24 protein-coding genes and 1 other annotated feature are annotated in these 23,631 nt (G+C 51.8%); all 24 genes read right to left on the bottom strand.

All coding sequences use genetic code 11. The features are described 5' to 3' along the window. Window positions 1-80 precede the first annotated feature (80 nt). Window positions 81-1,115 (bottom strand): N-acetyl-gamma-glutamyl-phosphate reductase, encoded by a 1,035-nt coding sequence (argC, locus tag AOP6_RS08220; RefSeq protein WP_155876266.1) that lies wholly within the window; start codon window positions 1,113-1,115, stop codon window positions 81-83. Between the two features lie 87 nt (window positions 1,116-1,202). Beyond that, the gene (gene rpsI, locus AOP6_RS08225; protein ID WP_155876267.1) at window positions 1,203-1,595 is read right to left on the bottom strand and encodes a 30S ribosomal protein S9; all 393 of its coding nucleotides are present in this window, start codon (window positions 1,593-1,595) and stop codon (window positions 1,203-1,205) included. A gap of 21 nt (window positions 1,596-1,616) precedes the next feature. Further along, window positions 1,617-2,045, bottom strand: coding sequence for a 50S ribosomal protein L13 (rplM, locus tag AOP6_RS08230; RefSeq protein ID WP_155876268.1), 429 nt, complete (start codon window positions 2,043-2,045; stop codon window positions 1,617-1,619). Window positions 2,046-2,175: 130 nt separating this feature from the next. Beyond that, entirely contained in the window at window positions 2,176-2,628 is a 453-nt protein-coding gene (locus AOP6_RS08235) for a universal stress protein (protein WP_155876269.1), read from the bottom strand. Between the two features lie 41 nt (window positions 2,629-2,669). Beyond that, a complete protein-coding gene (gene truA, locus AOP6_RS08240) occupies window positions 2,670-3,479 on the bottom strand; it encodes a tRNA pseudouridine(38-40) synthase TruA (protein ID WP_155876270.1) in 810 nt (269 codons plus the stop codon). 75 nt (window positions 3,480-3,554) lie between these two features. Further along, window positions 3,555-4,574 carry an aspartate-semialdehyde dehydrogenase gene (locus AOP6_RS08245; protein WP_155876271.1) on the bottom strand — a complete coding sequence of 340 codons (1,020 nt, stop codon included), beginning with the start codon at window positions 4,572-4,574 and terminating at the stop codon, window positions 3,555-3,557. Window positions 4,575-4,621: 47 nt separating this feature from the next. Next, window positions 4,622-5,719: an aspartate-semialdehyde dehydrogenase gene (gene asd / locus AOP6_RS08250; RefSeq protein ID WP_155876272.1), complete on the bottom strand. Its 1,098-nt coding sequence runs from the start codon at window positions 5,717-5,719 to the stop codon at window positions 4,622-4,624. A gap of 59 nt (window positions 5,720-5,778) precedes the next feature. Then, window positions 5,779-6,867, bottom strand: a complete 1,089-nt coding sequence (gene leuB, locus AOP6_RS08255; protein WP_155876273.1) for a 3-isopropylmalate dehydrogenase — start codon at window positions 6,865-6,867, stop codon at window positions 5,779-5,781. A gap of 261 nt (window positions 6,868-7,128) precedes the next feature. Continuing rightward, the gene (locus AOP6_RS08260; protein WP_155876274.1) at window positions 7,129-7,665 is read right to left on the bottom strand and encodes a 3-isopropylmalate dehydratase small subunit; all 537 of its coding nucleotides are present in this window, start codon (window positions 7,663-7,665) and stop codon (window positions 7,129-7,131) included. Window positions 7,666-7,700: 35 nt separating this feature from the next. Further along, window positions 7,701-8,981: a 3-isopropylmalate dehydratase large subunit gene (locus AOP6_RS08265; protein ID WP_155876275.1), complete on the bottom strand. Its 1,281-nt coding sequence runs from the start codon at window positions 8,979-8,981 to the stop codon at window positions 7,701-7,703. 129 nt (window positions 8,982-9,110) lie between these two features. Then, complete coding sequence (locus tag AOP6_RS08270) at window positions 9,111-10,649, bottom strand: 2-isopropylmalate synthase (protein ID WP_155876276.1); 1,539 nt, start codon at window positions 10,647-10,649, stop codon at window positions 9,111-9,113. Window positions 10,650-10,835: 186 nt separating this feature from the next. After that, window positions 10,836-11,065, bottom strand: a binding site (T-box leader). 143 nt (window positions 11,066-11,208) lie between these two features. Next, on the bottom strand, window positions 11,209-11,853 hold the full coding sequence (locus tag AOP6_RS08275; protein ID WP_155876277.1) for a phosphatidylserine decarboxylase family protein: 645 nt from the start codon (window positions 11,851-11,853) through the stop codon (window positions 11,209-11,211). Between the two features lie 77 nt (window positions 11,854-11,930). Next, window positions 11,931-12,947, bottom strand: a complete 1,017-nt coding sequence (gene ilvC / locus AOP6_RS08280) for a ketol-acid reductoisomerase (protein ID WP_155876278.1) — start codon at window positions 12,945-12,947, stop codon at window positions 11,931-11,933. A gap of 115 nt (window positions 12,948-13,062) precedes the next feature. Next, complete coding sequence (ilvN, locus tag AOP6_RS08285) at window positions 13,063-13,557, bottom strand: acetolactate synthase small subunit (RefSeq protein WP_155876279.1); 495 nt, start codon at window positions 13,555-13,557, stop codon at window positions 13,063-13,065. 35 nt (window positions 13,558-13,592) lie between these two features. Continuing rightward, window positions 13,593-15,290, bottom strand: coding sequence for a biosynthetic-type acetolactate synthase large subunit (ilvB, locus tag AOP6_RS08290; protein ID WP_155876280.1), 1,698 nt, complete (start codon window positions 15,288-15,290; stop codon window positions 13,593-13,595). Window positions 15,291-15,357: 67 nt separating this feature from the next. Beyond that, window positions 15,358-17,208: a dihydroxy-acid dehydratase gene (gene ilvD, locus AOP6_RS08295; RefSeq protein ID WP_155876281.1), complete on the bottom strand. Its 1,851-nt coding sequence runs from the start codon at window positions 17,206-17,208 to the stop codon at window positions 15,358-15,360. Between the two features lie 223 nt (window positions 17,209-17,431). Beyond that, window positions 17,432-17,650, bottom strand: coding sequence for a YdcH family protein (locus tag AOP6_RS08300; RefSeq protein WP_155876282.1), 219 nt, complete (start codon window positions 17,648-17,650; stop codon window positions 17,432-17,434). 73 nt (window positions 17,651-17,723) lie between these two features. Next, window positions 17,724-18,443 carry a tRNA (adenosine(37)-N6)-threonylcarbamoyltransferase complex dimerization subunit type 1 TsaB gene (tsaB, locus tag AOP6_RS08305; RefSeq protein WP_155876283.1) on the bottom strand — a complete coding sequence of 240 codons (720 nt, stop codon included), beginning with the start codon at window positions 18,441-18,443 and terminating at the stop codon, window positions 17,724-17,726. A 2-nt stretch (window positions 18,444-18,445) separates the two neighbouring features. Next, the gene (gene rseP, locus AOP6_RS08310) at window positions 18,446-19,765 is read right to left on the bottom strand and encodes an RIP metalloprotease RseP (RefSeq protein WP_155876284.1); all 1,320 of its coding nucleotides are present in this window, start codon (window positions 19,763-19,765) and stop codon (window positions 18,446-18,448) included. Between the two features lie 11 nt (window positions 19,766-19,776). Next, the gene (locus AOP6_RS08315; protein WP_155876285.1) at window positions 19,777-20,934 is read right to left on the bottom strand and encodes a 1-deoxy-D-xylulose-5-phosphate reductoisomerase; all 1,158 of its coding nucleotides are present in this window, start codon (window positions 20,932-20,934) and stop codon (window positions 19,777-19,779) included. A gap of 12 nt (window positions 20,935-20,946) precedes the next feature. Then, complete coding sequence (locus AOP6_RS08320) at window positions 20,947-21,750, bottom strand: phosphatidate cytidylyltransferase (RefSeq protein WP_346015141.1); 804 nt, start codon at window positions 21,748-21,750, stop codon at window positions 20,947-20,949. Then, complete coding sequence (locus AOP6_RS08325; RefSeq protein ID WP_155876287.1) at window positions 21,743-22,486, bottom strand: isoprenyl transferase; 744 nt, start codon at window positions 22,484-22,486, stop codon at window positions 21,743-21,745. The genes AOP6_RS08320 and AOP6_RS08325 overlap by 8 nt, the downstream gene beginning before the upstream one ends. 191 nt (window positions 22,487-22,677) lie before the next feature. Next, on the bottom strand, window positions 22,678-23,127 hold the full coding sequence (locus tag AOP6_RS08330; protein WP_155876288.1) for a universal stress protein: 450 nt from the start codon (window positions 23,125-23,127) through the stop codon (window positions 22,678-22,680). 32 nt (window positions 23,128-23,159) lie between these two features. After that, window positions 23,160-23,561, bottom strand: a complete 402-nt coding sequence (locus tag AOP6_RS08335; RefSeq protein WP_155876289.1) for a response regulator — start codon at window positions 23,559-23,561, stop codon at window positions 23,160-23,162. Window positions 23,562-23,631 lie beyond the last annotated feature (70 nt).

A 23,631-nucleotide genomic window follows, 5' to 3' on the forward strand; every position in this document is an offset into this window, starting at 1 on the left:
CGGCCAGCCATGGCGATCTGGACCTTAAAAAAAATGGCCTCCATCAGGGAGGCCATTGGATTTCAAAAAAAGAAAAAAGGCTAAGGGAAAAGGGGCAAAGCCTCCAGGCCTAGAGACTCCTTTTCGCCGATCATCAGATTCATATTCTGAACAGCCTGCCCCGCCGCCCCCTTCACCAGATTATCGATAACGGAAACAACAATCACCCTTCCCGTCCTTGAGTCAGCATATAATCCAATATTGCAAAAGTTGCTGCCACGTACATAAGAGACGTCGGGGAACTGGCCCTGTGGATGAATACGGACGAAGGGTTCATTCTTGTAAAAATCCTGAAACAGGGCAACAAGCTCGGAGGTCTGCCCTACCGTGCAAGTGGCATAACAGGTCGACAGAATGCCTCTATTAACGGGAAGAAGGTGTGGGGTGAAGTTCAAGACCACGGGACGGCCAGCAAGTTCACTAAGAGTCTGCTCTATCTCTGGGGTATGTCGATGATTGCCGACCCCGTAAGCCTTGAAGCCCTCATTGACTTCGCAGAAAAGTGATCCCACCTTGGCCCCTCGTCCAGCCCCGCTGGCGCCGGATTTGCTGTCGACAACCAGTGTGGAAACATCAATCACCCCTTCCTTGAGAAGTGGGGCAAGGGCCAGGGCCACACTTGTCGGGTAACAGCCTGGATTGGCGATCAGGCGGGCACCTCTTATCCTTTCCCGATAAAGCTCGGGAAGACCATATACCGCCTCGGCAAGAAGCTCTGGGCAGGAATGCGCTTGATACCAGGCTTCGTAAGTCGACATATCACGAAGCCGGAAATCAGCCGATAGGTCCACGACCTTTTTGCCAGCACGGACAAAATCAGGTACGACTTCCATCGCGGTCTGATGTGGTAACGCGGTAAAGATGAAGTCGGCCTTATCAAGAATGACATCAATGTCGACAGGATCACAGACATGATTAAACCGCTCAATAAGAGAGGGAAACAGAGACGAAATGTCGTCACCAACATTTTGCCTTGAGGTTAGACAGCTGATCTCAACTGCCGGATGAGCGGCCAACAAACGGATAAGTTCGACGCCCGTATATCCACTGGCGCCCACAACTGCAACCTTGACCATAGTACCCTCCTAAAACGAAGAAAGGAGAAACCCGCAGGCCTCTCCTTTCCCTGAACATAACGTCAAGCGAACGTGACGTAATAGAACTTAACGCTTGGAGAACTGGAAGCTCCGACGAGCCGCACGACGTCCGTATTTTTTTCTTTCTTTGATACGGCTGTCTCGGGTGATGAAGCCAGCTTTCTTAAGGACACCACGCAGTTCTACATTGACAGAAAGAAGAGCCTTGGTGATGCCGTGCTTGATGGCTCCAGCCTGCCCGGAAGGACCGCCGCCACTGACATTGACAGAGATGTCAAACTTGCCGACATTGTCCGTCAGTTCAAGAGGCTGGCGAACGACCATCTTGGAGGTCTCACGACCAAAGTATTCATCAAGGGTGCGTTTGTTGACAGTAATGTTGCCACTGCCGGGGGTAAGCCGGACGCGTGCAACGGAAGTTTTCCTTTTACCGGTAGCGTAAAATTTCTGCTCGGCCATTATTATCTCCTGCTATGAACCTTAAAGAGCGAGTTCTTTGGGCTGTTGGGCTGCATGAGGGTGATCAGAACCTGCGTAGACTTTCAGTTTTCTGAACATCTGCCGGCCAAGCTTGTTTTTAGGCAGCATTCCCTTGACAGCTTTCTTGATCAATTCTTCAGGCTTGTTTTCGAGAAGCTTTTCAGCATTCACTGAACGAATCCCACCCGGATAACCGGTGTGACGGTAGTAAAACTTATCGGCCATTTTATTGCCGGTCAATTTTACCTTGTCCGCATTAAGAACGATCACAAAATCTCCAGTATCCACGCTGGGCGTAAAAACCGGCTTATGCTTCCCGCGGAGAACCCGGGCAATTTCGGTTGCAACACGACCCAGAACCTTATCTTCGAGGTCGACTACAAACCAGCTACGTTTAATCTCTTCTTTTTTGGCTACTTGCGTGCTCATCGTGTTCCTCTCTATGGATAACTGTGATTTTACGGGGCTCACAGGAGACGACAAGCTATCTAAAAGACTGGATGTTGTCAAGATGTTTTTTTAAGCCAGAGACGTAAGCCGGAAGTGTCGGAAGAACGATTTACAAAACGCGGGGCTTGATGCTCAGAACGGGGCAAGGGGCGTGCTGTACCACCCGTTCGGCAGTACTGCCAATCAGCAGATGGGCCAGCCCTGTCCGCCCATGTGTGCCGATGACAATAAGTTGAAAATTGTCCTCTTCGGCAATGCGGCAAATCTCCTTGAAAGGGAAACCCGAAACAACTTTACTTTCCAGGTGAATCCCGGGGTTCTCTTTTTTCAAAAGGTCAACCTCTCTAAACAATTCCTCCGATACCTCATCCAGTCGTTTCTGGAGACTTGGGGGTGGCGGCGGGATTTCAGCGGCAAAATTGTTGAAATCATCGTGAACCACGACATGCAGAAGGCAATACTCAGGATCAGTCCATTGTCGCAACTTCAAGGCAAAACTAATCGTTTCCAGACTATGCTTGGAGAAATCGACGGGAACCAGAATTTTAATTTTATTGTTCATCGCAGCCTCCCCGGAAGAAGTCAGACCCTAGCGTTGCAAAACTATACCTTCGGCAGGTTGTTTTTCAAGGGCACGGTACACGGGGTCTGGTCACCATACCACACCTCCATGAGACAAAGACCATGCGGAGGTGCCGTTTTGCCCGCGTTCACCCGGCTGCCATGCTTCAAGAGAAGGGGCACATTTTCACTAGGTCGCTTGCCTAACCCGACCTCAACCAAGGTGCCCACTATAATGCGGACCATGAACTTCAGGAATCCCCCTCCCCTCACATCGAGATAGAGCAAAGGGCCGTCCTGAACGATGTCGATGGAAAAAATTTCACGGACAGTCGTTTTGGCGGAACAGTTGGACGCTCGGAAAGCGGTAAAATCATGTCGTCCGACCAGAAAAGAAGCTGCTTTCTCCATAGCTTGCAGATCGAGCGGCTTCTTGATTGTCCAACAGGCGTGACGATTGATCGCTGTGCGTACAGGCGAAAGGTTCAGGGTATAGCGATACCATTTACCTTGGCTATCAAAGCGCGGGTGGAAGTCGAGGGGGACAATGTTGGCCTGTCGAATGACGACATCTTCCGGGAGATAACGATTGAGCCCGTCACGAAAGGCTTGCTCGGGAAGCCCCCTTGACGTCCTGAAGCAGGCTACCATCCCGAATGCATGCACGCCGGCGTCGGTACGACCGGAAGAAACCAACCGCACAGAGTGCCCGAGCAAGGACAAGAGCGCCTCTTCGACAACCTGCTGAACGGCTATCCCGTTGGGCTGCACTTGCCAGCCCGCATAACGTGTACCGTCATACTCGATAACAAGCCTCACCTGTTTTTCAGACCCATCCAACCGTGCAGGCATACTTCCCATCGTTCCTAAAACGAGGAGAGGGGACCGCTGGCCCCCTCTCGATTCATACATCGCACTTAATCCAGTTTAAAGATACTTATCTAACAGCAATTCGGCAATCTGGACCGCATTCGTTGCAGCGCCCTTGCGGAGATTGTCTGATACGAGCCACATATTCAACGCGGAGTCAGCCGAATCATCAGCCCGGATACGCCCAACAAAGATGGAGTCCTGGCCAACAGCATCACTCATCGTTGGGCAAGCTCCCTGGCCAGCATCATCAAAAATGGTCAACCCAGGTGATTGAGCCATAAGTTCTCGCGCCCTGCCGGGGTCGATGTAATCAGCCAGTTCGACATTAACCGTTGCACTGCATCCATAAAAAACCGGCACGGTAACACTGGTGGCGGTGATCTGAAGATTGGGAGAAGCCAGGATTTTGCGAGTTTCCCGAGCAATGTTCATCTCCTCAAGGGTATAACCATTGGGCATAAAGACATCGCTGTGTGACAAACAGTTAAACGCAATCTGACGAGGGAATACCTTGCCCTCTGCCGGTCGGCCATTGAGTAGTTCGCCGGACTGGACCCTGAGTTCATCAACGCCCCTGGTGCCAACCGCGGAAACCGCACGATAAGTGGACACTACGACTCTCTTGATGCCACATAAGGCCTGTAAAGGCTTCAGCGCCATAACAAGAGGGACAGTGGAGCTGTCAGGACAAGCCACAATCCTTTTTTGACGGAACAGTTCCAGATCCTGAGGGTTGACCTCTGGGACCACCACGGGAACCTCGTCATCCATCCCCCAGTAGCCACTAACATCGATACACAGGGCACCAACTGCTGCCGCGGATGGACAAAATTCCATGCAAAGTCTCGGACTGACAGCAAAAAAAACTATATCCGTGCCAGAAAAAGAGTCTGCTGACAGGGTCTCGACCACGATTGGCTTTCCCCTATATTCAAGAATCTCTCCCGCACTGGCTTCGCTGGCCATAAAGCGTATCGATTCAACCGGGAAATCCCGTTCTTCGAGAATCTCTACGAGCTGAGAACCAACGGCACCCGTAGCGCCGACAATGGCTATGTTCCACTTTTTGTTGATAAGCGTTCCCCCTTATGGGAAAAATCAATCTATTTTCGGAGCTTGAATTACTGCTCGCGAAGGATGCGAAGCATACGCCGCAGCGGTTCCGCCGCTCCCCACAACAGTTGGTCGCCGCAAGTAAAAGCCGACAGGTACTGGGGCCCCATCTTCATTTTGCGCAGGCGACCGACCGGTATGGACAACGTTCCAGAAACAGCCGTCGGCGTCAACTGCGCCAGGGAGTCAGCCTTGGTGTTGGGCACCAGTTTGACCCACTCATTGTCGTTCTGGATCATCGCTTCGATATCAGCCATAGGCACATCCTTGTTCAGCCTAATCGTCAGGGCCTGGCTGTGGCAACGCATGGCACCCACGCGAACACAGATGCCGTCAATGGCAATGGGCTGTTTGGTACCCAGAATCTTATTGGTTTCTGCATACCCTTTCCATTCTTCGCGGCTTTGCCCATCCTCCACCTCACGGTCAATCCAGGGAAGAAGACTGCCGGCCAAAGGATAGCCGAACTCCTTGGTAGGCAGTGTGCCATCACGCAAAGCCGAAGTTACCTTACGGTCAATGTCAAGAATGGCAGAGGCCGGATCCTGAAGCAAAGGGGCAACGGTGCCATGGAGGGCACCCATCTGGCTGAGCAATTCACGCATATTGGGTGCGCCTGCGCCAGAGGCAGCCTGATAGGTCATGGAGGTCAACCAATCGACCAGACCGGCACGAAATAGCCCCCCCAGCGCCATCAGCATGAGACTGACGGTGCAGTTACCTCCAATAAAATCTTTCTGTCCGTTAGCCAGGGCCTTGCCGATGACTTGCCGGTTGACCGGGTCCAGGATAATAACGGCATCTTTTTCCATACGCAGACTACTGGCCGCATCGATCCAGTAGCCCTTCCAGCCAGCTTGCCGCAATTGGGGGTGCACGGCTTTAGTATAGTCTCCACCCTGACAGGTCAGAATGACATCGAGCTTTTTGAGTTCATCGATATCATCTGCGTCTTTCAGAGATCCAGCCCCCAAAGGAGCAGGTGCTCCCGCCTGGGAGGTAGAGAAGAAAACGGGCTCGATGCCGGAGAAATCATCCTCCTCCTGCATGCGCTGCATAAGGACCGAGCCGACCATGCCACGCCAACCGATAAGACCGACTTTCATACGAGTATTCCTTCTGATGACAAATAAGGTTTCAACAATTGCAGCTCCGGGAGGTTGCCCTATAGAGCAGCGACGATCGCGTCACCGATCTCCTTTGTATTGGCCAGTGTTTCATTGACTTTTTTCTGGTAAATGTCACGGGTGCGATATCCCTGTTCAAGAACCTTTTCCACGGCCGCCTCAATGGCTTCGGCAGCCTCCGTCAACCCAAAAGAATAACGCAGCATCATAGCGGCAGAAAGGATCTGGGCGATAGGATTGGCAATTCCCTGACCAGCGATGTCCGGAGCGCTGCCGCCTGATGGCTCGTACATGCCAAAGGAACCTTCGGCCAGAGAGGCCGAAGGAAGCATGCCGAGTGAACCCGTCAGCATAGCCGCCTCGTCAGACAGAATATCTCCGAACATATTTTCACAAAGCAGCACATCGAACTGCTTGGGCCAACGAACAAGCTGCATGGCCGCATTGTCCACATACATATGGGTCAACTCTACCCCGGGATATTGCTTGGCGACATGAATAACGACTTCTCGCCAGAGAACGGACGTAGAGAGCACATTGGCTTTATCGATAGAGCATAACTTTTTGCCACGCTTCTGAGCAGCCTGGAATGCCACATGGGCAATGCGTTCAATTTCAGATACACTATAGCGCATAGTGTCGACACCGACACGATCATTCCCCGACCCTTCAATACCTTTGGGCTGGGAAAAATAAATCCCCCCTGTCAGCTCGCGCACCACAAGGATATTAAAGCCCCCCTCGATAACCTCTTCCTTAAGACTGGAAGCTCCGGTCAGGGCAGGAAAGATAATGGCGGGACGCAGGTTGGCATAGAGGCCGAAAATTTTACGCAGGGGAAGCAGAGCTCCCCGTTCGGGCTGTTCGTCAGGGGGCATGGACTCCCACTTGGGACCACCGACACTACCAAACAAAATGGCATCAGACGCCTTGCAGATATCGATAGTCGTGGCGGGCAACGCTTTTCCTTCGTTGTCAATTCCGGCACCACCAACGTTGGCAAAAGTACGCTCGAAATGAAGATTGAACTTCTGCTCTACTGCATCAAGTACCTTCAGTGCCTCAGCCATAACTTCTGGGCCAATCCCATCACCAGGGAGAATCGCGACTTTAAACTCTTTAGCCATTGGTAGAAATCTCCTTGCCATATTCTTGAAATAAAAAACAATGAAAATTCGATGTGTTCAACAGGCAAAAATATAGGTACGCCCCAAACCTTTGTCAAACTCTTTTTAGGATTCTTCTCCCACCAACGAAGAATTTGAGCCGCTTACGGCACACCGATTATGTCACAATTGACACATTCCCGCAAACCTTCAAACCACCCCAACTTCAACCTTCAAAAAAAAGGCCGGGCAAAGCCCGGCCTCAGTTGTGCGACTACGCCTTCAATAGCGGGCATCAGCAAACTCGACCCATCCACCTGCCTTGACAAGAGCTTTGTCAAAAGGAGAAATATCAAAGGACAAAGTTTCCGTCTTACCATCGCTCGTGGCGACGACAGTTTGCGAGTCCAGCTGAACAGAAATATTTACATTGCCCTTTTTTTCAAGGGCAAACAGCCGGTCGATGTCAGCCCTGGGAAGTTCAATGGCGAGCATACCGCCATTGAACATATTCTGGCGAAAAATTCGGGCGTAACTTTCAGCAATAATAGTATGCACTCCATTGACTTCGAATACCCAGGGAGCATGCTCACGCGAGGATCCGCAGCCGAAATTTTCACGGCTTACGACAACACGCGCATTGCGAAGCTTATCCCCTCTGGGATCGAATCCATCAAGATTCAGATCTTCAAGCATGTAAGGTCTCAGGGCATCCTTGGTGACTTCAGTCAGATACTTGGCGGGAATGATTTCATCGGTATTTATATCGGACCGATCCAAAAAAATGGCTGGTCCTTCAAAGATTTTTTTGACATTCATTCGAAAACCTCGCTAAAGACGTTGTCCGGTAGAATTTAAGCCTGACGCGGGTCGGTAATGACACCGGTTAGAGCCGTGGCAGCTGCAGTCGCAGGGCTCATGAGGTGAACCATCCCCCCCTTGCCCATCCGACCGTTAAAATTGCGGTTACTGGTGGAAGCAGCCACCTCGCCCTCGGCCAGTACCCCGTTGCTCATACCAAGGCAGGCCCCACAGGTCGGATTGGTAACACAAAAACCGGCATCCATGAAAACCTGAATGATCCCTTCCTGAAGAGCGTCGTTAAATATCTTTGGGGTGGCAGGCGAAACTATTCCCCGCACGCTGTCAGCTATTTTTTTCCCTTTGAGAATAGCGGCGGCCACGCGCAAATCCTCAATCCTTCCATTGGTGCAGGTGCCAATGTATATCTGGTCAACAGGTGTCCCAGCCATTTCTCCAACGGGTTTGACACAATCAGGCTTGTATCCAAAGGTCACCTGGGGTTCCAGCGCTGAAACATCAAAGTGGAGGACTTTTTCAAAGACGGCATCCTCGTCCGAGCACCATTGACGGTAATCATCCAAGGCGGCCTCACGGGAAGCATATTCGTCAGAAATAAAGGGCCATAGATAATCGACAGTGGTCACGTCAGGCATACAGATGCCGCAAGTCCCCCCGGCTTCAATGGCCATATTACACAGCGTCATGCGTGCTTCCATGGAGAACTCATCAACGACTGAACCATGGAATTCGATGACGCGATCTGTCGCACCATTGACGCCGAGTTGGCCAATCACGTGGAGAATAACGTCCTTGGCATAAACTCCTTCTGGTAACCGGCCTGTCAGATCCACTCGGATGGTTTTAGGCGTCCGAAAGGCACAGACTCCCTTCAAAATACCCACTTCGAGGTCGGTCGTCCCTACACCTGCAGCAAAAGCCCCGAAAGCGCCATGGGTGCACGTATGGCTATCCCCCATAATCACTGTAAAGCCTGGCCGAATATAGCCTTTTTCAGGAAAAAGGGCGTGACAGACGCCATTATTTCCAACATCGAAGAAATCACGAATACCATGCCTGCGGGCCCAGTCACGCAGCATCTTGGCCTGGGTGGCCGTCTTGCTGTCTTTGGAAGGGGTGACGTGGTCGATGACGGCCTTGATTTTGGTATTGTCAAACACCCGATCCTTACCGCGCCAGGCCAGATCTGCAATGGCAATAGGGGTGGTAATTTCGTGGCACAACACCCTGTCAAGATCGAGCACCATAGTACCTGGAAAGGGCTCGTCCCGCAGGTGCGCTTCAAAAATCTTTTCGGTAATGGTCTTTCCCATACATTCTCCTCAACTATTCTTATGAATTAGGGAAGCCATCCTATTCCATCAAAAAGGGTAAGGCAACCCGGATTTTACAAAACGGCAGGGAGGAGCAATCTATGCACTTTACCCTGCCGAAAAGGAATTCTAGAGATGAACCCTGGTCCGGCTCATGCCGCTGGAAAGCTTGTTCAGGGCATTAATATAGGCCTTGGCGCTCGCCACAATAATGTCAGGATGGGCGCCTTGTCCGAGAACCTCACGCCCTTCTTCTTCAAGTCGCACCGTACACTCCCCCTGCGCGTCCGTTCCTCCCGTAATGGCCCCCACCGAAAAATGGAGCAGACGGGCTTTGGTTTTGGCCAGCTTCTTGATCGCCTTGAAAGTCGCATCAACGGGACCGTCGCCCATGACAGCCGTCTTTCGAACCTTGCCGTCAATTTCAAGCTGAACCGTGGCCGTGGGCGCCGCGAAGGACCCTGAGGACACATTCATCTGCAGCAGTTTGTACTTTTCAGGGCCGCGGATGATTTCATCGGCGACAATGGCATCTAAATCCTCATCGAAAATTTCCTTTTTCTGATCAGCCAGAGCCTTGAAGCGGACAAAGGCTTTTTCGATATCCTCTTTGCCCAGATCGTAGCCGAGTTCCTGAAGCCGCTGAATAAAGGCGTGGCGACCCGAGTGCTTGCCGAGCACCAGCTTGTTCTGGTTGAGGCCGATGGACTCGGGTGTCATGATTTCGTAGGTAGACTTGTCCATCAGCACGCCATGCTGATGAATTCCGGCTTCATGTGCAAAAGCGTTGGCGCCGACGATCGCCTTGTTTGGCTGCACGGTAATCCCTGTGATGGTGGAGAGCAATTTGCTGGTTGGATAAATATGCTCAGTCACGACATTGGTCTGAAATGGCATTATGTCATGTCTGGTCCGCAGCGCCATGACAACTTCCTCAAGCGAGCAATTGCCAGCCCGTTCGCCAATACCGTTAATAGTGCATTCGACCTGCTGAGCCCCTGCCTGTACAGCGGCAAGAGAATTAGCCACGGCGAGTCCGAGATCGTTGTGACAATGCACGGAGATAATCGCCTGGTCGATGTTGGGTACGTTTTCACGAAGGTAGGTAATGATCCGAGAATACTCTGATGGGATGGTATACCCTACTGTATCCGGGATATTCACTGTGCGGGCACCGGCCTCGATAACCGCTTCTACAACCCTGGCCAAAAAAGGCAAGCGGGTTCGCACAGCGTCTTCGGCGGAGAATTCCACATTGGGCGTATAGCCGGCTGCCCGCTTAACTGCCTTGACAGCCGTTTCGACAACCGCATCCTCGCTCATTTTCAGTTTGTACTTCATATGGATATCGCTGGTGGCGATAAAGGTATGAATACGGCCGCGGTCGCCAGCATACTTCAGGGCTTCCCAGGCCCTGTCGATGTCCTTGTCGTTAGCTCTGCACAGGCCGGCGATCTGACACCCCTTGATCGTCTGGGCTATTTTTTTCACCGCTTCAAAGTCCCCTTCCGAAGCGATAGGGAAGCCAGCCTCGATGACGTCCACTTTCATCTTTTCCAACTGGTGGGCAATTCGCAACTTCTCTTCAATGTTCATACTCGCACCGGGAGACTGCTCACCGTCACGCAATGTCGTATCAAAAATTATAATAGTCTTGGCGTCACTCATCGATTACATCTCCTTATGGATATTCCGGGCTCAACCAACCGTTGGTCCGGGCAGTACGTGTCCATTTACGCCCACAGGGCCATTCATGGTCTGACTCAATCCAACAAACGACTAGGTCTCCAAGGTCTGTTTCCACACGACCACCCCCCTTCCAACAGTGTGCACAAAAAAAGCTCCCGCCCCAATTGCAGGGGCGAGAGCCTTGGCTTCGCGGTACCACCCTGTTTCGATCTTCCGAAGAAGACCCTTCTTTGGCCCTTTACGCGGGCTGACGGCGATGGCTATCTCTCGAAATCGAAAGAGCTTCACCAACGCGGCTCCAAGGCGAGTTCGACTTTCCACAGTACCGGTTTGCAGCAACCACCGGCTCTCTGAAACTGGGGATTAAGTCTACTACTCCTTTTCGACGCCTTTGTTTGATATGAGTTAAGAATAAAACAGAGGCTCAGGTTGTTGTCAAGGTCTTTTCCGTGTTCTCCAGGGCTGAAACGTCGTTTTTCATTGGCACTGTACCTGATGTTTGACCCCATCGAAGAAACACGGTTATGCCCCGCGCTCTTTAGCGGATGTAACCGATAATCGTTTCACCGCCCACTGTGTTGTCGCCCACGATAGCAGTAACCTCGGAACCAGGTGGAAAGTAGATATCCACCCTTGAGCCGAAGCGAATCAGCCCATAGCGCATCCCCTTTTCAAGCACGGTTCCGATGACCGGATAGGTGACGATACGACGAGCGACCAGACCAGCAATCTGAACAAAAAGAAGCTTCTTGCCTCCGGGAGTTTCCAGCAGAATACCTGCCTGCTCATTCTGAAGACTGGCTTTATCGAGCGATGCGTTAAAGAACTCGCCTTTGTTATAAAACATGTCGAGCACCTTCCCGGGAAAGGGGGCACGATTGACATGCACATTAAAGACGGACATGAAAATACTGACCTTGGTAACCTCTTCCTTGAAGAACTGTTCTTCCATAACATTGCCGACAAAAATGACCTTGCCATCAGCAGGTGCGACCACGGCTTCCTCATCTTGAGGAACATGTCGTTCCGGATTCCGGAAAAAATAGACCGTGAAAAGAGTCAGGCACAAGGTCAGAAAAGTCAGGAAGCTCCAGTCCAGCAGGGCAAACACCAGCGTGACGAAAGCAAATATCCCAATAAAGGGATATCCTTCCACGGCGACGATCTGGTTCTGATTACGCATTTCACAATCCTCGCATTGAATGTCAAAAAAGACAGGGGCAGGCCGCAGCCTGCCCCCTGGGATCTTTGCTGAGCGACCTAGTTACGCTCTTTGTCAACAATCTTATTCTTACCGATCCAGCTCATCATGCTGCGCAGTCTGGCACCCACCTCTTCAATGGGATGCTCGGCACCCTTACGGCGCAGAGCGGAAAGGACAGGCTTGTTGGCCTTGTTCTCCAGCATGAATTCGCGAGCGAATTCACCTTCTTGGATCTGGCGCAGAATTTCTTTCATGGCCTTTTTGGTCTCATCCGTAACGACCATGGGGCCCCGTGTGAGGTCACCGTATTCAGCAGTATTGGAAATGGAATAGCGCATGTTGGCGATACCCCCTTCGTACATGAGGTCAACGATGAGCTTAAGTTCGTGCAGGCACTCGAAATAGGCCATCTCAGGTGCATATCCTGCTTCAACCAGAGTTTCAAAACCAGCCTGTACGAGGGCACTGGCGCCGCCGCAAAGAACAGCCTGCTCCCCAAAGAGATCCGTTTCCGTCTCTTCCTTGAAGTTCGTTTCAATAATGCCAGCCCTGCCGCCGCCGTTGGCGCTGGCATAAGCCAGAGCAACATCCTTGGTGTTTTTAGAGGGGTCCTGATAGATGGCAATCAGGGAAGGAACGCCTCCGCCTTTGGTATACTCGTGGCGGACCATGTGGCCTGGCCCCTTGGGAGCCACCATGAAGACATTCACATCAGACTTAGGGACAATCTGGCCGAAGTGGATATTAAATCCATGACCGAAGGCGAGATAGACCCCTTTTTTCATGAAGGGCTCGATCTCTTCGCGGTACATGTCTCCCTGCAACTCGTCAGGAACAAGAATCATAATAACGTCAGCAACCTTGGCCGCTTCGGAGGTCTCCAGTACCTGCAGACCCGCCTTTTCAGCCTTGGCCCAGGATGAGCTGTCCTTGCGCAAACCGACGATCACGTCGACGCCGCTCTCCTTAAGATTGTTGGAGTGGGCATGCCCCTGGCTGCCGTAGCCGATAATGGCGACTTTCTTGCCTTTGAGAACGTCCAGATTGGCGTCTTTGTCGTAATAAACCTTCATTGTTTCACTACCTCCTGATTGTGGGGACCACCCCTAAAATAACATCGCCTTATAGCACACACAGCGAGCTACTGCAAAAGTTTTCGCCAGCAAAGTACAACGAGCGGATAAAAACTCACGCCCCTTTCCAGCTTTTCGAACCCCTTCCAAGAACGACAGGGCCGGACCGCACCAGTTCCTTTATCCCCATGGGGCGCAGCAATTCGAGAATAGCATCCACTTTCCCGGGGGCTCCGGTGACCTCAATAGTGTAGGATCGGGCCGTCACATCAATAACTTTGGCCCGAAAGATATCGGCAATACGAAGCACTTCTGCCCTGGTGTCCTCTTCTGCCGTGACTTTGATCAGAGCAAGTTCTCGTTCAACAAATTCCTGGCCGGTAAAGTCGATGACTTTGATCGTGCTGATCAGCTTATTTAACTGTTTGTTAATCTGCTCAAGGATCTGCTCGTCGCCACGAGTGACCAGGGTGATACGAGAGATACTGGGGTCTACCGTCGGGGCGACGGAAAGACTTTCAATATTAAATCCCCGGCCTGAAAACAAGCCTGCCACTCGTGACAGCACACCAAACTCATTTTCAACCAGTACGGAAATCGTATGTTTCATTATGTCGTTCTCCTGAGTATCGATTCGAAAGCCTGCTAGGAGGCCAACACCATTTCGTTAAGACCAGCTCCGGCCGGAACCATGGGCAACACATTCTCCTCACGAGCGATTTTGAATTCCATAATGACGGGCCCAGGAGTCTCGAGAGCTTTCCGGATGACGTCTTCCACCTCTTCAGGTTTGCTGGTACTCAGGCCGGTAGCACCGTAGGCCTCAGCAAGTTTAACGAAATCAATAGGCAACTCCATGCAGGTCTGGCTGTAACGGCGGTCGAAAAAAAGCTGCTGCCACTGACGGACCATGCCGAGGAAATTGTTATTGAGGATAACAATCTTAACGGGCAATCGATATTGAACCAGGGTGGCGAGTTCCTGTGAATTCATCTGAAAGGAACCATCTCCGGAGATGTCAATGACCTGCCGGTCAGGGAAGGCGGCCTGGGCGCCAAGGGCCGAAGGCAAGCCAAATCCCATGGTACCCAGCCCGCCCGAACTGAGAAAGGTTCGGGGTTGGGTGAAATCAAAGAACTGAGCGGTCCACATCTGATGTTGACCGACTTCCGTGGTTATAATGGCGTCGTCGCGCGTCAGTTCACGAATTTTTTCAATGACGAACTGAGGCTTGATAATCGTTTTAGAGTTTTTATACGCCATGGGATGCTGTTTTTTCCAGCCCTCGATTTCTTCCAGCCAGGGCGATGTTTCTTCAACATGTGCCTTCACCTCGTCACCATATTCAATGAGTTTGGTGATCATTTTCTGCAGCACATCCTGAACGTCGCCGACAATAGGCAGGTCCACTCTGACGTTCTTTTTAATCGAAGTGGGATCGATATCAATATGAATAATTTTGGCATGAGGGGCAAAAGTAGCGATCTTACCTGTCACGCGGTCATCAAAGCGGGCTCCGATGGCAATCAGAAGATCCGAATTGGTCACAGCCATGTTAGCGTAATAGGTGCCGTGCATGCCAAGCATCCCCAGAGACAGAGGATGCTTCTTGGGAAAAGAAGCCATTCCCATCAACGTGGTCGTAACCGGAGCCTGCAGCGCCTCGGCAAAATCCTGCAATTCATTGGATGAATTGGAAAGCGTGACGCCGCCGCCCACATAAACCACAGGCTTCTTGGCGCTCAGGATCATCTTGACCGCTTTTTCTATCTGCCGGATATTGCCGCTGTAAGTCGGCTTGTACCCTCGCAATTCAACGGTTTCGGGATAGGTGAATTTGGCCGTCGCTACCTGCACGTCTTTCGGCAGATCGACCAGTACGGGCCCCGGGCGCCCCGTGCGGGCAATATAAAAGGCCTCTTTGATTATTCTGGCGAGGTCATTGATATCCTTGACCAGATAATTGTGTTTGGTAACAGGACGGGTAATGCCGACCATGTCTGCTTCCTGAAAAGCGTCGTTCCCAATCAGGGCCGTGGGGACCTGACCGGTAATGATAACCATGGGAATGGAATCCATATAGGCCGTCGCGATACCGGTAATGGTATTGGTCGCTCCCGGCCCGCTGGTGGCAATGGCGACACCGACTTTTCCCGTGGCCCTGGCGTATCCATCGGCGGCGTGAACGGCCGCCTGCTCATGTCGGTTAAGAATATGACGAATGGGAGAACCCATAAGATCATCATAAATGTTGATAACAGTGCCCCCGGGGTAGCCGAACACCGTGTCAACCCCTTCAAGCTGTAGACATTCCAAAAGAATCTGTGATCCGGTCTTTTTCACCAAGGCCTCCTGAAAGATATTCTAAACCCAATGGGGGGGATACCCCTCTTCATTAATTGTGCTCGTTTCATCGACGCAACTGCTCAACATCCCTGACCGCGCCCCGAGCGGCACTGGTCGTTGAGGCGGCATAGACCTGCAAGGCCTTACTGACCTGTCGATCGCGGCCTTGGGGCTGCCAGGCATCGGCGCCTTTGTCCTCCATCCTTTTCCTTCTGCGCTCCAGTTCACTATCAGACACTTTGACAAGGATGGAACGCCCGGGGATGTTAATCTCAATGACATCACCCTCCTCTACCAGCCCGATAGGTCCGCCCTCTGCAGCTTCTGGGGACACATGGCCGATGGATAAACCGGAAGTGCCGCCAGAGAAGCGCCCGTCAGTGATAAGGGCACAATGCTTGCCAAGCCCTTTGGATTTAAGATAGCTGGTAGGGTAAAGCATTTCCTGCATGCCTGGTCCACCTTTTGGGCCTTCATAGCGGATAATGACGATATCGCCAGCCTTAATTCGATCACCAAGAATGGCCTCAACAGCCCCTTCCTGACTTTCGAAAATACGAGCGGGTCCACTGAAAGTCCATACGGACGGATCGACCCCGGCGGTTTTAACGATACACCCCTCCGGGGCCAGATTTCCATAGAGAACGGCTAGCCCGCCGTCCTTGCTGTAGGCATGGTCCACATCCCGAATGCAACCACCGGCCCTGTCCGTGTCGAGTTGCCCCCACTGATTGCTCTGGCTGAAAGCCTCCAGGGAAACCCGGTTGCCAGGCGCTGCCACATAACGGGTGTGGGTCACGGGATCAGAGGATGTCATGATGTCCCATTTTTGAATGGCCTCGCCCATGGTCGGACTATGTACAGTCGGACTATCGCGATTGATCAGCCCGGCACGGTCAAGCTCTGCCAGAATACCGATGACGCCCCCGGCACGATGCACATCTTCCATGTGGTAATGGGAAACCGCGGGCGCTACCTTGCACAGGTTGGGGGTTTTCAGCGAAAGTCGGTTGATGTCGTCCATGGTAAAGTTGACATCCCCCTCCTGAGCCACAGCCAGAAGATGAAGAACGGTATTGGTTGATCCGCCCATAGCGATATCAAGGCGCATGGCGTTTTCAAAAGCCGCAAAATTGGCGACCGAACGAGGCAGCACCGTTTCGTCTCCCTGCTCATAATACCGTTTGGCCATCTCCACGATGCGCTTTCCCGCTTCCACAAAAAGTTTTTTTCTTTCTGCGTGAGTAGCGACAAGGCTGCCGTTGCCGGGGAGGCTGAAACCGAGCGCTTCCGTAAGGCAATTCATGGAGTTTGCAGTAAACATACCCGAACAAGAGCCGCAGGTGGGACAGGCTGAACGCTCATATTCGGCCAGGTCCTTATCGCTGACCGCGGGCGTGGCGGCAGCAACCATGGCATCAATCAGGTCAACATGAAGATCCTTGCCAGCAATATGAACCTTGCCCGCCTCCATGGGCCCGCCGGACACAAAAATGGCAGGAATATTGAGCCGCATGGCCGCCATGAGCATACCGGGAGTTACTTTATCGCAGTTGGAAATACAGACAAGGGCATCGGCACAGTGGGCATTAGCCATATATTCCACCGAATCCGCGATCAACTCCCTGGAAGGCAGGCTGTAAAGCATGCCGGCATGCCCCATGGCAATACCGTCACAGATGGCCACCGTATTGAATTCCTTGGCAATCCCACCAGCCTTCTCGACTTCGTCCACGACAAGTTGACCAAGGGCATGGAGATGAACATGACCAGGAACAAATTGGGTAAAAGAGTTAACAACTGCAATGACCGGTTTTCCAAAATCGCTGTTTTGAACCCCGGTTGCCCGCCATAAAGCACGGGCTCCTGCCATATTCCTGCCTTGCGTCGACGTATTGGATCGTAAACCCGCCATAAATAAATGCTCCAGGTATATATTTCAAACGATTTTCTTTACGGAAATCGTCTCGGTGGCCATTTGATTTTACAAATAAGACAGTACAGATTCTCGTTTAATACAATTTGCTCGTCTAGTCCAGCCAAAGAAATGTTGCGGCGGGCAAAACGGGGGTAGATACAATGAAAGGGTTCAAGCTGTCGCCCGAACCCTTTTCCATTCGCAGGTCTGACAAAACAGGCTAACGATAGTTACTGAGGATACGTTCCATTTCGTCTTTACCTGCAAGTTTGAGTTTCTGCAACTTCCGTTTTTCCAGTTCTTCCTCAGGAGTCAGGAAAGATTTTCTGGTGAGTGAATCCAAGTCTTTTTCCAGCAGCCGGTGTTCCTCATAAAGCAGTCGAAAGCGGGGATTCTGGTCGAAAAGACTTTGTACCAGAGACTGACTATCCTGCTGCATCGCACACCTCCCGGGAAAGAGTTTACATATGCCAGAAAACACAGTTTTAAGATAGCGAAGCAGCCTCAGGATGTCAACCTTGAATCAAGTCATTCTCCTGCCTCCTTGCCCAGGCAATCTCGGCCTCGGAAAGACGAATATACAGAGGTGCGAGAGATTCCAGAGGGAGAACCTCTCCCTGCAGATAGGCTTCCAGCAAAAGGCTTGCGGCCATGGATGCTCGAGGTGCGATGAAAGTCCAGGGTGCGAAATGGGCCTTGCCCCCCAAGTGCCTCAGGATAAGGGAACGATACAAAATGGCACCGTTGCCGACAAACAGCGTGGAAGACTCTAAATTCAACAGCACTTTTTCAGGATCGGCAACCACCGCTGGTCCGATACTTTCAGGGCGCCCTTTCTCGCACGAAAAAAGCTCTGAATAGACCTCCTTCTTACGTGCGTCCACCATAACGCATACCGGATAGCGCGAAAAAGGCAGAGAAGCAGCAAGAACCCGCAAAGAGGAGACGCCGACAACGGGTTTTCCGGTAGCCATGGCAAGCCCCTTTATCGTAGCCAACCCTACCCGCAACCCGGTAAATGAGCCAGGGCCAACAACAACACCGAAGACAGTTACATCATGGATAGACAAAGCACAATCGGATAGAAGCTGGGATACGGAAAGAAGCAGCCGGTCCGTATGATTGGCCGCCTTGAGGTCGAGAAAGATCTCCCCGATGAGAGCTTCACCACGACTGATGGCAATACTTCCAGCGGGAGTTGATGTATCCACGGTGAGAAGGACTTCAGGCAAATTTAGGCTCCGAAAAAGATACGCACAATATCATTATAAAAAGCAAAAACCATCAGGCCCAGAAGAAGCATCAAGCCAATCTGCTGGGCAATTTCACGGGTTTTGAGCGAAAGGGGCCGGCGCAGGATCAATTCAAAAAAGTTAAAAAAGAGGTGTCCTCCATCGAGAATGGGGATGGGCAAAAGGTTAAGGATCCCCAACTGGATGCTTAAAAAAGCCAGGACGGAGAGAATGCTGGCCAGGTCTGTCTGCGCAGCCTGCCCAGCCACCTGAATAACGGTAATAGGCCCGCCGATATTTTTGCTGGGGACATGACCGGCAAATAATTTTTGCAGAAAGACTAGCGTAAGGTCAATGAGTTCCATCGCCCTGTCGGCACCGGCGTTCATGGCAGCGGCCAATCCGAACCTCTTGAAACTTGTCTCAAACTGGGGCGCGACACCTAAAAGAAATTCGTCGGGGTTTTCTTCACTTCGCTGAGTCTGTACAGCAAGGCTCAGGGTCTCCTCTTGACGACTCACCCGATAAACAGCTTGAGCCTCTCCTGTTTTTTGAATGGCAGGGCTCAAATCATACCAGGATTCTATGGGCTGACCGTTTATGGAAAGAATTTCGTCTCCCACCTGCAGACCGGCTTTTTCCGCGGGCATGCCAGGGGCGAGTGCTCCAACAATGGGACGCTGTACCGGCATAAGACCGACGGACTCCAGCCCTTCTAAACCGCCATCTTCAGGTGTAAGCAGGATGGAAATCACCTGCCCTTCACGTTGAACGCTGAAATCCAGCGCATAGCCGGCATAGGAAATCAGAGCGCGGTTGGCGTCAGACCAGGTCGGCACCAGGTCTCCGTTGATACGCAGGATACAGTCGCCCCGAGAAAACCCCACGGATTGCGCTTCGGAATCCGCTGTCACCATCCCTATACAGGCTGGCTTTTCAAGATAGGCCGGCACATTGACACCGACCAGGTAAGCCACGGGGAGGACAAGAAAAGGCAGGAGGAGATTCATGATGGGGCCGGCAGCAACGATCGCCATCCGTCGCGAAACAGGTTTGTCAGCAAAAGATCGCTTGCGTTCCTCAGGCGTAAGAGTACCCCCCTCTCCCACGCTTTCTCCGAGCATCTGCACATAACCGCCAAGGGGAATGGCGCAGATCATGTAATCCGTTTCACCGTAACGGATGGAGATAAGCTTTGGGCCAAACCCGAGAGAAAACTTGAGAACTTTGACCCCGGACAACTTGGCCACAAGAAAGTGGCCAAATTCGTGGATAAAGACAAGTATGCCCAGCATGAGTATGCCGGCGACCAGAGTGAACATGAATTCTTCCCTTACAAAACAGCGTCGATCAAACGCCGTGCGGCCTGACGCCCCCAGCGATCGGCACGCAATGCTTCGTCAATATGAGTCAGTGCAGCGATGCGATGAGTATCCAGGACACGGCGCAAGATGTCGGGAATGGCCAAAAAACCAAGCTCTTTGTTGAGAAAAGCCTCTACGGCAACCTCGTTGGCGGCGTTAAGGACAGCTGGAGCCGTACCACCTTCCCTGAGAGCCTCATAGGCAAGCCCCAGGCAGGCGAAGCGCTGATTATCGGGTTTTGAGAATGTCAGGGACCCTAAAGCACAGAGATCAAGCGCGGGAAGATTCAGAGGCAGACGTTCCGGGTAGGACAGAGCATAGGCGATGGGGGTTTTCATGTCGGGAATGCCAAGCTGGGCGATGACTGACCCATCGACATATTCGACCATGGAATGAACAATGCTCTGGGGATGAATGTGCACATCGATCCGGTCTCCCGGCAAATCAAAAAGCCAGTGGGCCTCAATGACTTCAAGTCCCTTATTCATCATGGTGGCTGAATCGATAGAGATCTTCCTCCCCATGGACCAGTTCGGGTGAGCCAGTGCATCGGCGGGTGAAACCTGCCTCAGTTCAGCCAGAGCCTTATCTCTGAACGGCCCACCGGAAGCTGTCAATATCAAACGACGAACATCAGTCCTGCGGTGCCCTTCCAGTGATTGGAAAATGGCAGAATGTTCACTGTCTACCGGATAAAGCTTTACTCCTTTACGATGGATGGCCTCCATGACAAGAGCGCCCGCCGTCACGAGCGTCTCCTTGTTGGCGAGGGCGATATCCTTGCCTGACTCAATGGCGGCCATGGTGGGGACGAGTCCGGCTGCGCCAACGATGGCAGAAACAACCATCTGGGCCTCGTCATGCACGGCACAGGCCATGAGTCCTTCGAGCCCGGAAAGCACCGCTGGCGCTGCAGCTCCTAGCATGTCGCGCAGCAACGCCTCATCCTCCCTGCGGAGCACGGCAACGACAGAAGGGCGAAAGCGGCGAACCTGTTCGGCCAAAAGCTTAAGATTGGAACCGGCGGTCAAAGCAACAATCTGGAACTGGTCGGGATGGGCAGCAGCAATATCCAGAGTACTGACGCCGATCGATCCGGTCGATCCGAGAACAGATATTTTCTTCATGGCGAGTGGTGTCTATCCCTTAAAAAAGAGAAAGGCATAATAATAGACTGGCGCAAAGGCAAATAGCAGACTGTCCAGTCGATCGAGAATGCCACCGTGGCCGGGGATGAGGCGTCCGGAATCCTTGACATTGAAACTCCTCTTGAGCATGGACTCAAAGAGATCGCCAAGCTGCCCGAGAACACCAAGGGCTCCACCGAGCAAAAGTACATCTATCCAGGATAGTTCCTGAAAAAAGAAGACTTTGGCCAGCGTCGCCCCGAGGAAGGTTCCAGCCACCCCCCCAAGGGCCCCTTCAACACTCTTATTGGGGCTGATGGCAGGATAGAGTTTTCGGCGTCCGAGAGACGAACCAACAAAATAAGCCGCGGAATCACAGGCCATGACACAGAGAAGGACAAAAAAGATCCATTCCCGCCCGAAAGGCAGGTCTCTAAGCAGCATGAGATGTCCCAGGAGCAGAGGGATGTACAACAAACCCAGCATGACGAGGCCCATCTCCTGCACGACGCGCGTCAAGTCTCGGAACGAGAACAGAAAGGCTATGGCGAAAAAGCCGACGAGAATAACCAGCCAGCCCTGAAAATACGCCATATTTCCAAGGGCAAAGGGCACTAGAAGAAGAGAGCCACCGGCGACAGCAAGCTTCTGGAACTGTTGGCGATCTTCACTAAGCGCCATCCCATAGAACTCATAAAGAGCCAACAGCCCGACGCCAAAGACGAGCAGGTTGAAAACCTTGGGGCTCGCATAGGCAACAAAAAGTACCAGCAGTGGAAGCGCCACCAATGCTGTTAAAATTCGCGTCTTAATGATTTCCCTCCTTGAACGATGTGGATTGGGTAACTTGCTCGGCTGTCAGACCATAGCGGCGTTCTCTTTTAGCGTAAAGTTCCAGGGCCCGATGTAATTCATGGATATCAAAATCAGGCCAGAGTGTTTCCGTGAAGTATAATTCGGCGTAAGCCAACTGCCATAGTAAAAAATTGCTGACGCGCATCTCACCACTGGTGCGGATAAGCAGGTCGGGATCGGGCAAATCATGAGTATCCAGGGCGCCTGAAAAAACATCTTCGTCGATATCTTCAATCCCCAATTTACCTGCGGACACCTGACGACAAACCCTCCGAACGGCCCGCAGGATTTCATCTCTGCCACCATAGGAAAGGGCCAGGGTCAGTACCATCTCCCTGTTGTTACTGGTCCGTTCCATAGCTTCCTTGAGCGAGAACTGCACATCGTCGGGCAAACGCTCTATTTCGCCGATCACATTAAAACGAATTCCTTCTCCCAGCATCTTGGGAAGATCATTGGCGAGATATCTGGCAAGAAGGGACATCAGGGCATCTATTTCAGCGGGAGGCCTTCCCCAGTTTTCAGAACTGAAAGCATACAGGGTGAGGTAGCGAATGCCCTGAAGCCTGCACTCCTCAATGACAGTGCGCACGGTATCGGCACCACGACTGTGGCCGGCCGTACGCGGCAACTGCCTACGTTCAGCCCAGCGGCCGTTCCCGTCCATGATAATGGCGAGATGCTGTGGAGTCTGCATATCCTGACTTCCAAGTAGAGAAAACAACGTATTAAAAAGGGCGACAATTTACCATGAAACATCCTGTCAAACAAGAAGCTTGTTCCCCAAAGACAAATCCCCTTTTTGTGTTCAAGGGAGTGAATTCGACAAAAAAAGGAAGACAGCACCAGGCCGTCTTCCTTAAGGTTATCGGGCTAATCCCGTAAAAATCATTTTTCGCTACATGCAACCGTCATAACCGGGAGTGGAGACTTGCGCACAACTTTTTCAGCAGTGCTGCCAAACAAAACATGGTCAAGGCCAGTGCGTCCATGAGTGCCAAGAATAATCAGGTCGGCCGAGTGTTCAAGACCTATTTTGATGATCTCGTCGTAGGGGATCCCCGGCACGATAAAGGTCTCGTATTGGATGTCTTCACCAAGATGAGCCCGACAAAACTTTTCCATCATTTTTTTTGCCCCCTCTTCTATTTCTTCTTCCAGCTTGTCAAAAGAAATGTGGGGGACATAAAAACCTCGCAGATCGACGGGTTCGTTTATAACATGGGCAAGCAGAAGCTTGGCGCCGCATTTTTTGGTCAGCATGTGAGCATATTGGAAAGCATGATCGGAACATTCGGAAAAATCTGTGGCAAAAAGGATCGTTTTGAAATCTTTCATGGTTCCTCCTTCACTTCAAGGAAAAGGTCGAATTACATAGGGCCAACTGGAGAAATGTGCTTGGTTTCTTTGTGTATTTTTTCCAGCACAGACTTGAGTTCTTCAATTTTGATCGGCTTGTGAATGTATTCGAAGGCTCCGAGATTCATAGCCTCCAGATAGGACTCGACCCCGCCATAGGCAGTAATCATGATGACATGGGTGCTGGGGTAGAGACGATTAAGTTCTTTAAGAAAGGTCAATCCATTCATTTCGGGCATATTGATATCGCTGATGACCAGGTTTACACGACTGGATTTCAGATAGTCCAAGGCCTCCTGACCGTTGGCCACACTACAGACATCAAAGCCTTCCTGGCTGAGCAGCTTGCTCAGGCCGATACGGGTATTCTCTTCATCATCAACAATAAGGATATTTTTTATTTTCGATCCCACTCAAAATGCTCCCGTGCAAGTTTTGCAGGTAAGTCTATCACGAGGTCTTGCCCTGTCAAGACGGCAAACC

The organism is Desulfuromonas sp. AOP6 (assembly GCF_009731355.2).
Lineage (GTDB): Bacteria > Desulfobacterota > Desulfuromonadia > Desulfuromonadales > SZUA-540 > SZUA-540.

What these genes read in the sequence shown, in the direction of transcription:
- truA (WP_155876270.1), bottom strand. Translation starts at nt 3,479, where the DNA reads ATGCCTGCACGGTTGGATGGGTCTGAAAAACAGGTGAGGCTTGTTATC.
- rseP (WP_155876284.1), bottom strand. Translation starts at nt 19,765, where the DNA reads ATGTTCACTCTGGTCGCCGGCATACTCATGCTGGGCATACTTGTCTTT.
- ilvC (WP_155876278.1), bottom strand. Translation starts at nt 12,947, where the DNA reads ATGAAGGTTTATTACGACAAAGACGCCAATCTGGACGTTCTCAAAGGC.
- argC (WP_155876266.1), bottom strand. Translation starts at nt 1,115, where the DNA reads ATGGTCAAGGTTGCAGTTGTGGGCGCCAGTGGATATACGGGCGTCGAA.
- rplM (WP_155876268.1), bottom strand. Translation starts at nt 2,045, where the DNA reads ATGAGCACGCAAGTAGCCAAAAAAGAAGAGATTAAACGTAGCTGGTTT.
- leuB (WP_155876273.1), bottom strand. Translation starts at nt 6,867, where the DNA reads ATGGCTAAAGAGTTTAAAGTCGCGATTCTCCCTGGTGATGGGATTGGC.
- AOP6_RS08270 (WP_155876276.1), bottom strand. Translation starts at nt 10,649, where the DNA reads ATGAGTGACGCCAAGACTATTATAATTTTTGATACGACATTGCGTGAC.
- ilvN (WP_155876279.1), bottom strand. Translation starts at nt 13,557, where the DNA reads ATGAAACATACGATTTCCGTACTGGTTGAAAATGAGTTTGGTGTGCTG.
- AOP6_RS08235 (WP_155876269.1), bottom strand. Translation starts at nt 2,628, where the DNA reads ATGAACAATAAAATTAAAATTCTGGTTCCCGTCGATTTCTCCAAGCAT.
- AOP6_RS08275 (WP_155876277.1), bottom strand. Translation starts at nt 11,853, where the DNA reads ATGCGTAATCAGAACCAGATCGTCGCCGTGGAAGGATATCCCTTTATT.
- AOP6_RS08330 (WP_155876288.1), bottom strand. Translation starts at nt 23,127, where the DNA reads ATGAAAGATTTCAAAACGATCCTTTTTGCCACAGATTTTTCCGAATGT.
- rpsI (WP_155876267.1), bottom strand. Translation starts at nt 1,595, where the DNA reads ATGGCCGAGCAGAAATTTTACGCTACCGGTAAAAGGAAAACTTCCGTT.
- asd (WP_155876272.1), bottom strand. Translation starts at nt 5,719, where the DNA reads ATGAAAGTCGGTCTTATCGGTTGGCGTGGCATGGTCGGCTCGGTCCTT.
- AOP6_RS08300 (WP_155876282.1), bottom strand. Translation starts at nt 17,650, where the DNA reads ATGCAGCAGGATAGTCAGTCTCTGGTACAAAGTCTTTTCGACCAGAAT.
- AOP6_RS08265 (WP_155876275.1), bottom strand. Translation starts at nt 8,981, where the DNA reads ATGGGAAAGACCATTACCGAAAAGATTTTTGAAGCGCACCTGCGGGAC.
- AOP6_RS08260 (WP_155876274.1), bottom strand. Translation starts at nt 7,665, where the DNA reads ATGAATGTCAAAAAAATCTTTGAAGGACCAGCCATTTTTTTGGATCGG.
- AOP6_RS08325 (WP_155876287.1), bottom strand. Translation starts at nt 22,486, where the DNA reads ATGCAGACTCCACAGCATCTCGCCATTATCATGGACGGGAACGGCCGC.
- ilvD (WP_155876281.1), bottom strand. Translation starts at nt 17,208, where the DNA reads ATGGCGGGTTTACGATCCAATACGTCGACGCAAGGCAGGAATATGGCA.
- AOP6_RS08315 (WP_155876285.1), bottom strand. Translation starts at nt 20,934, where the DNA reads ATGAAGAAAATATCTGTTCTCGGATCGACCGGATCGATCGGCGTCAGT.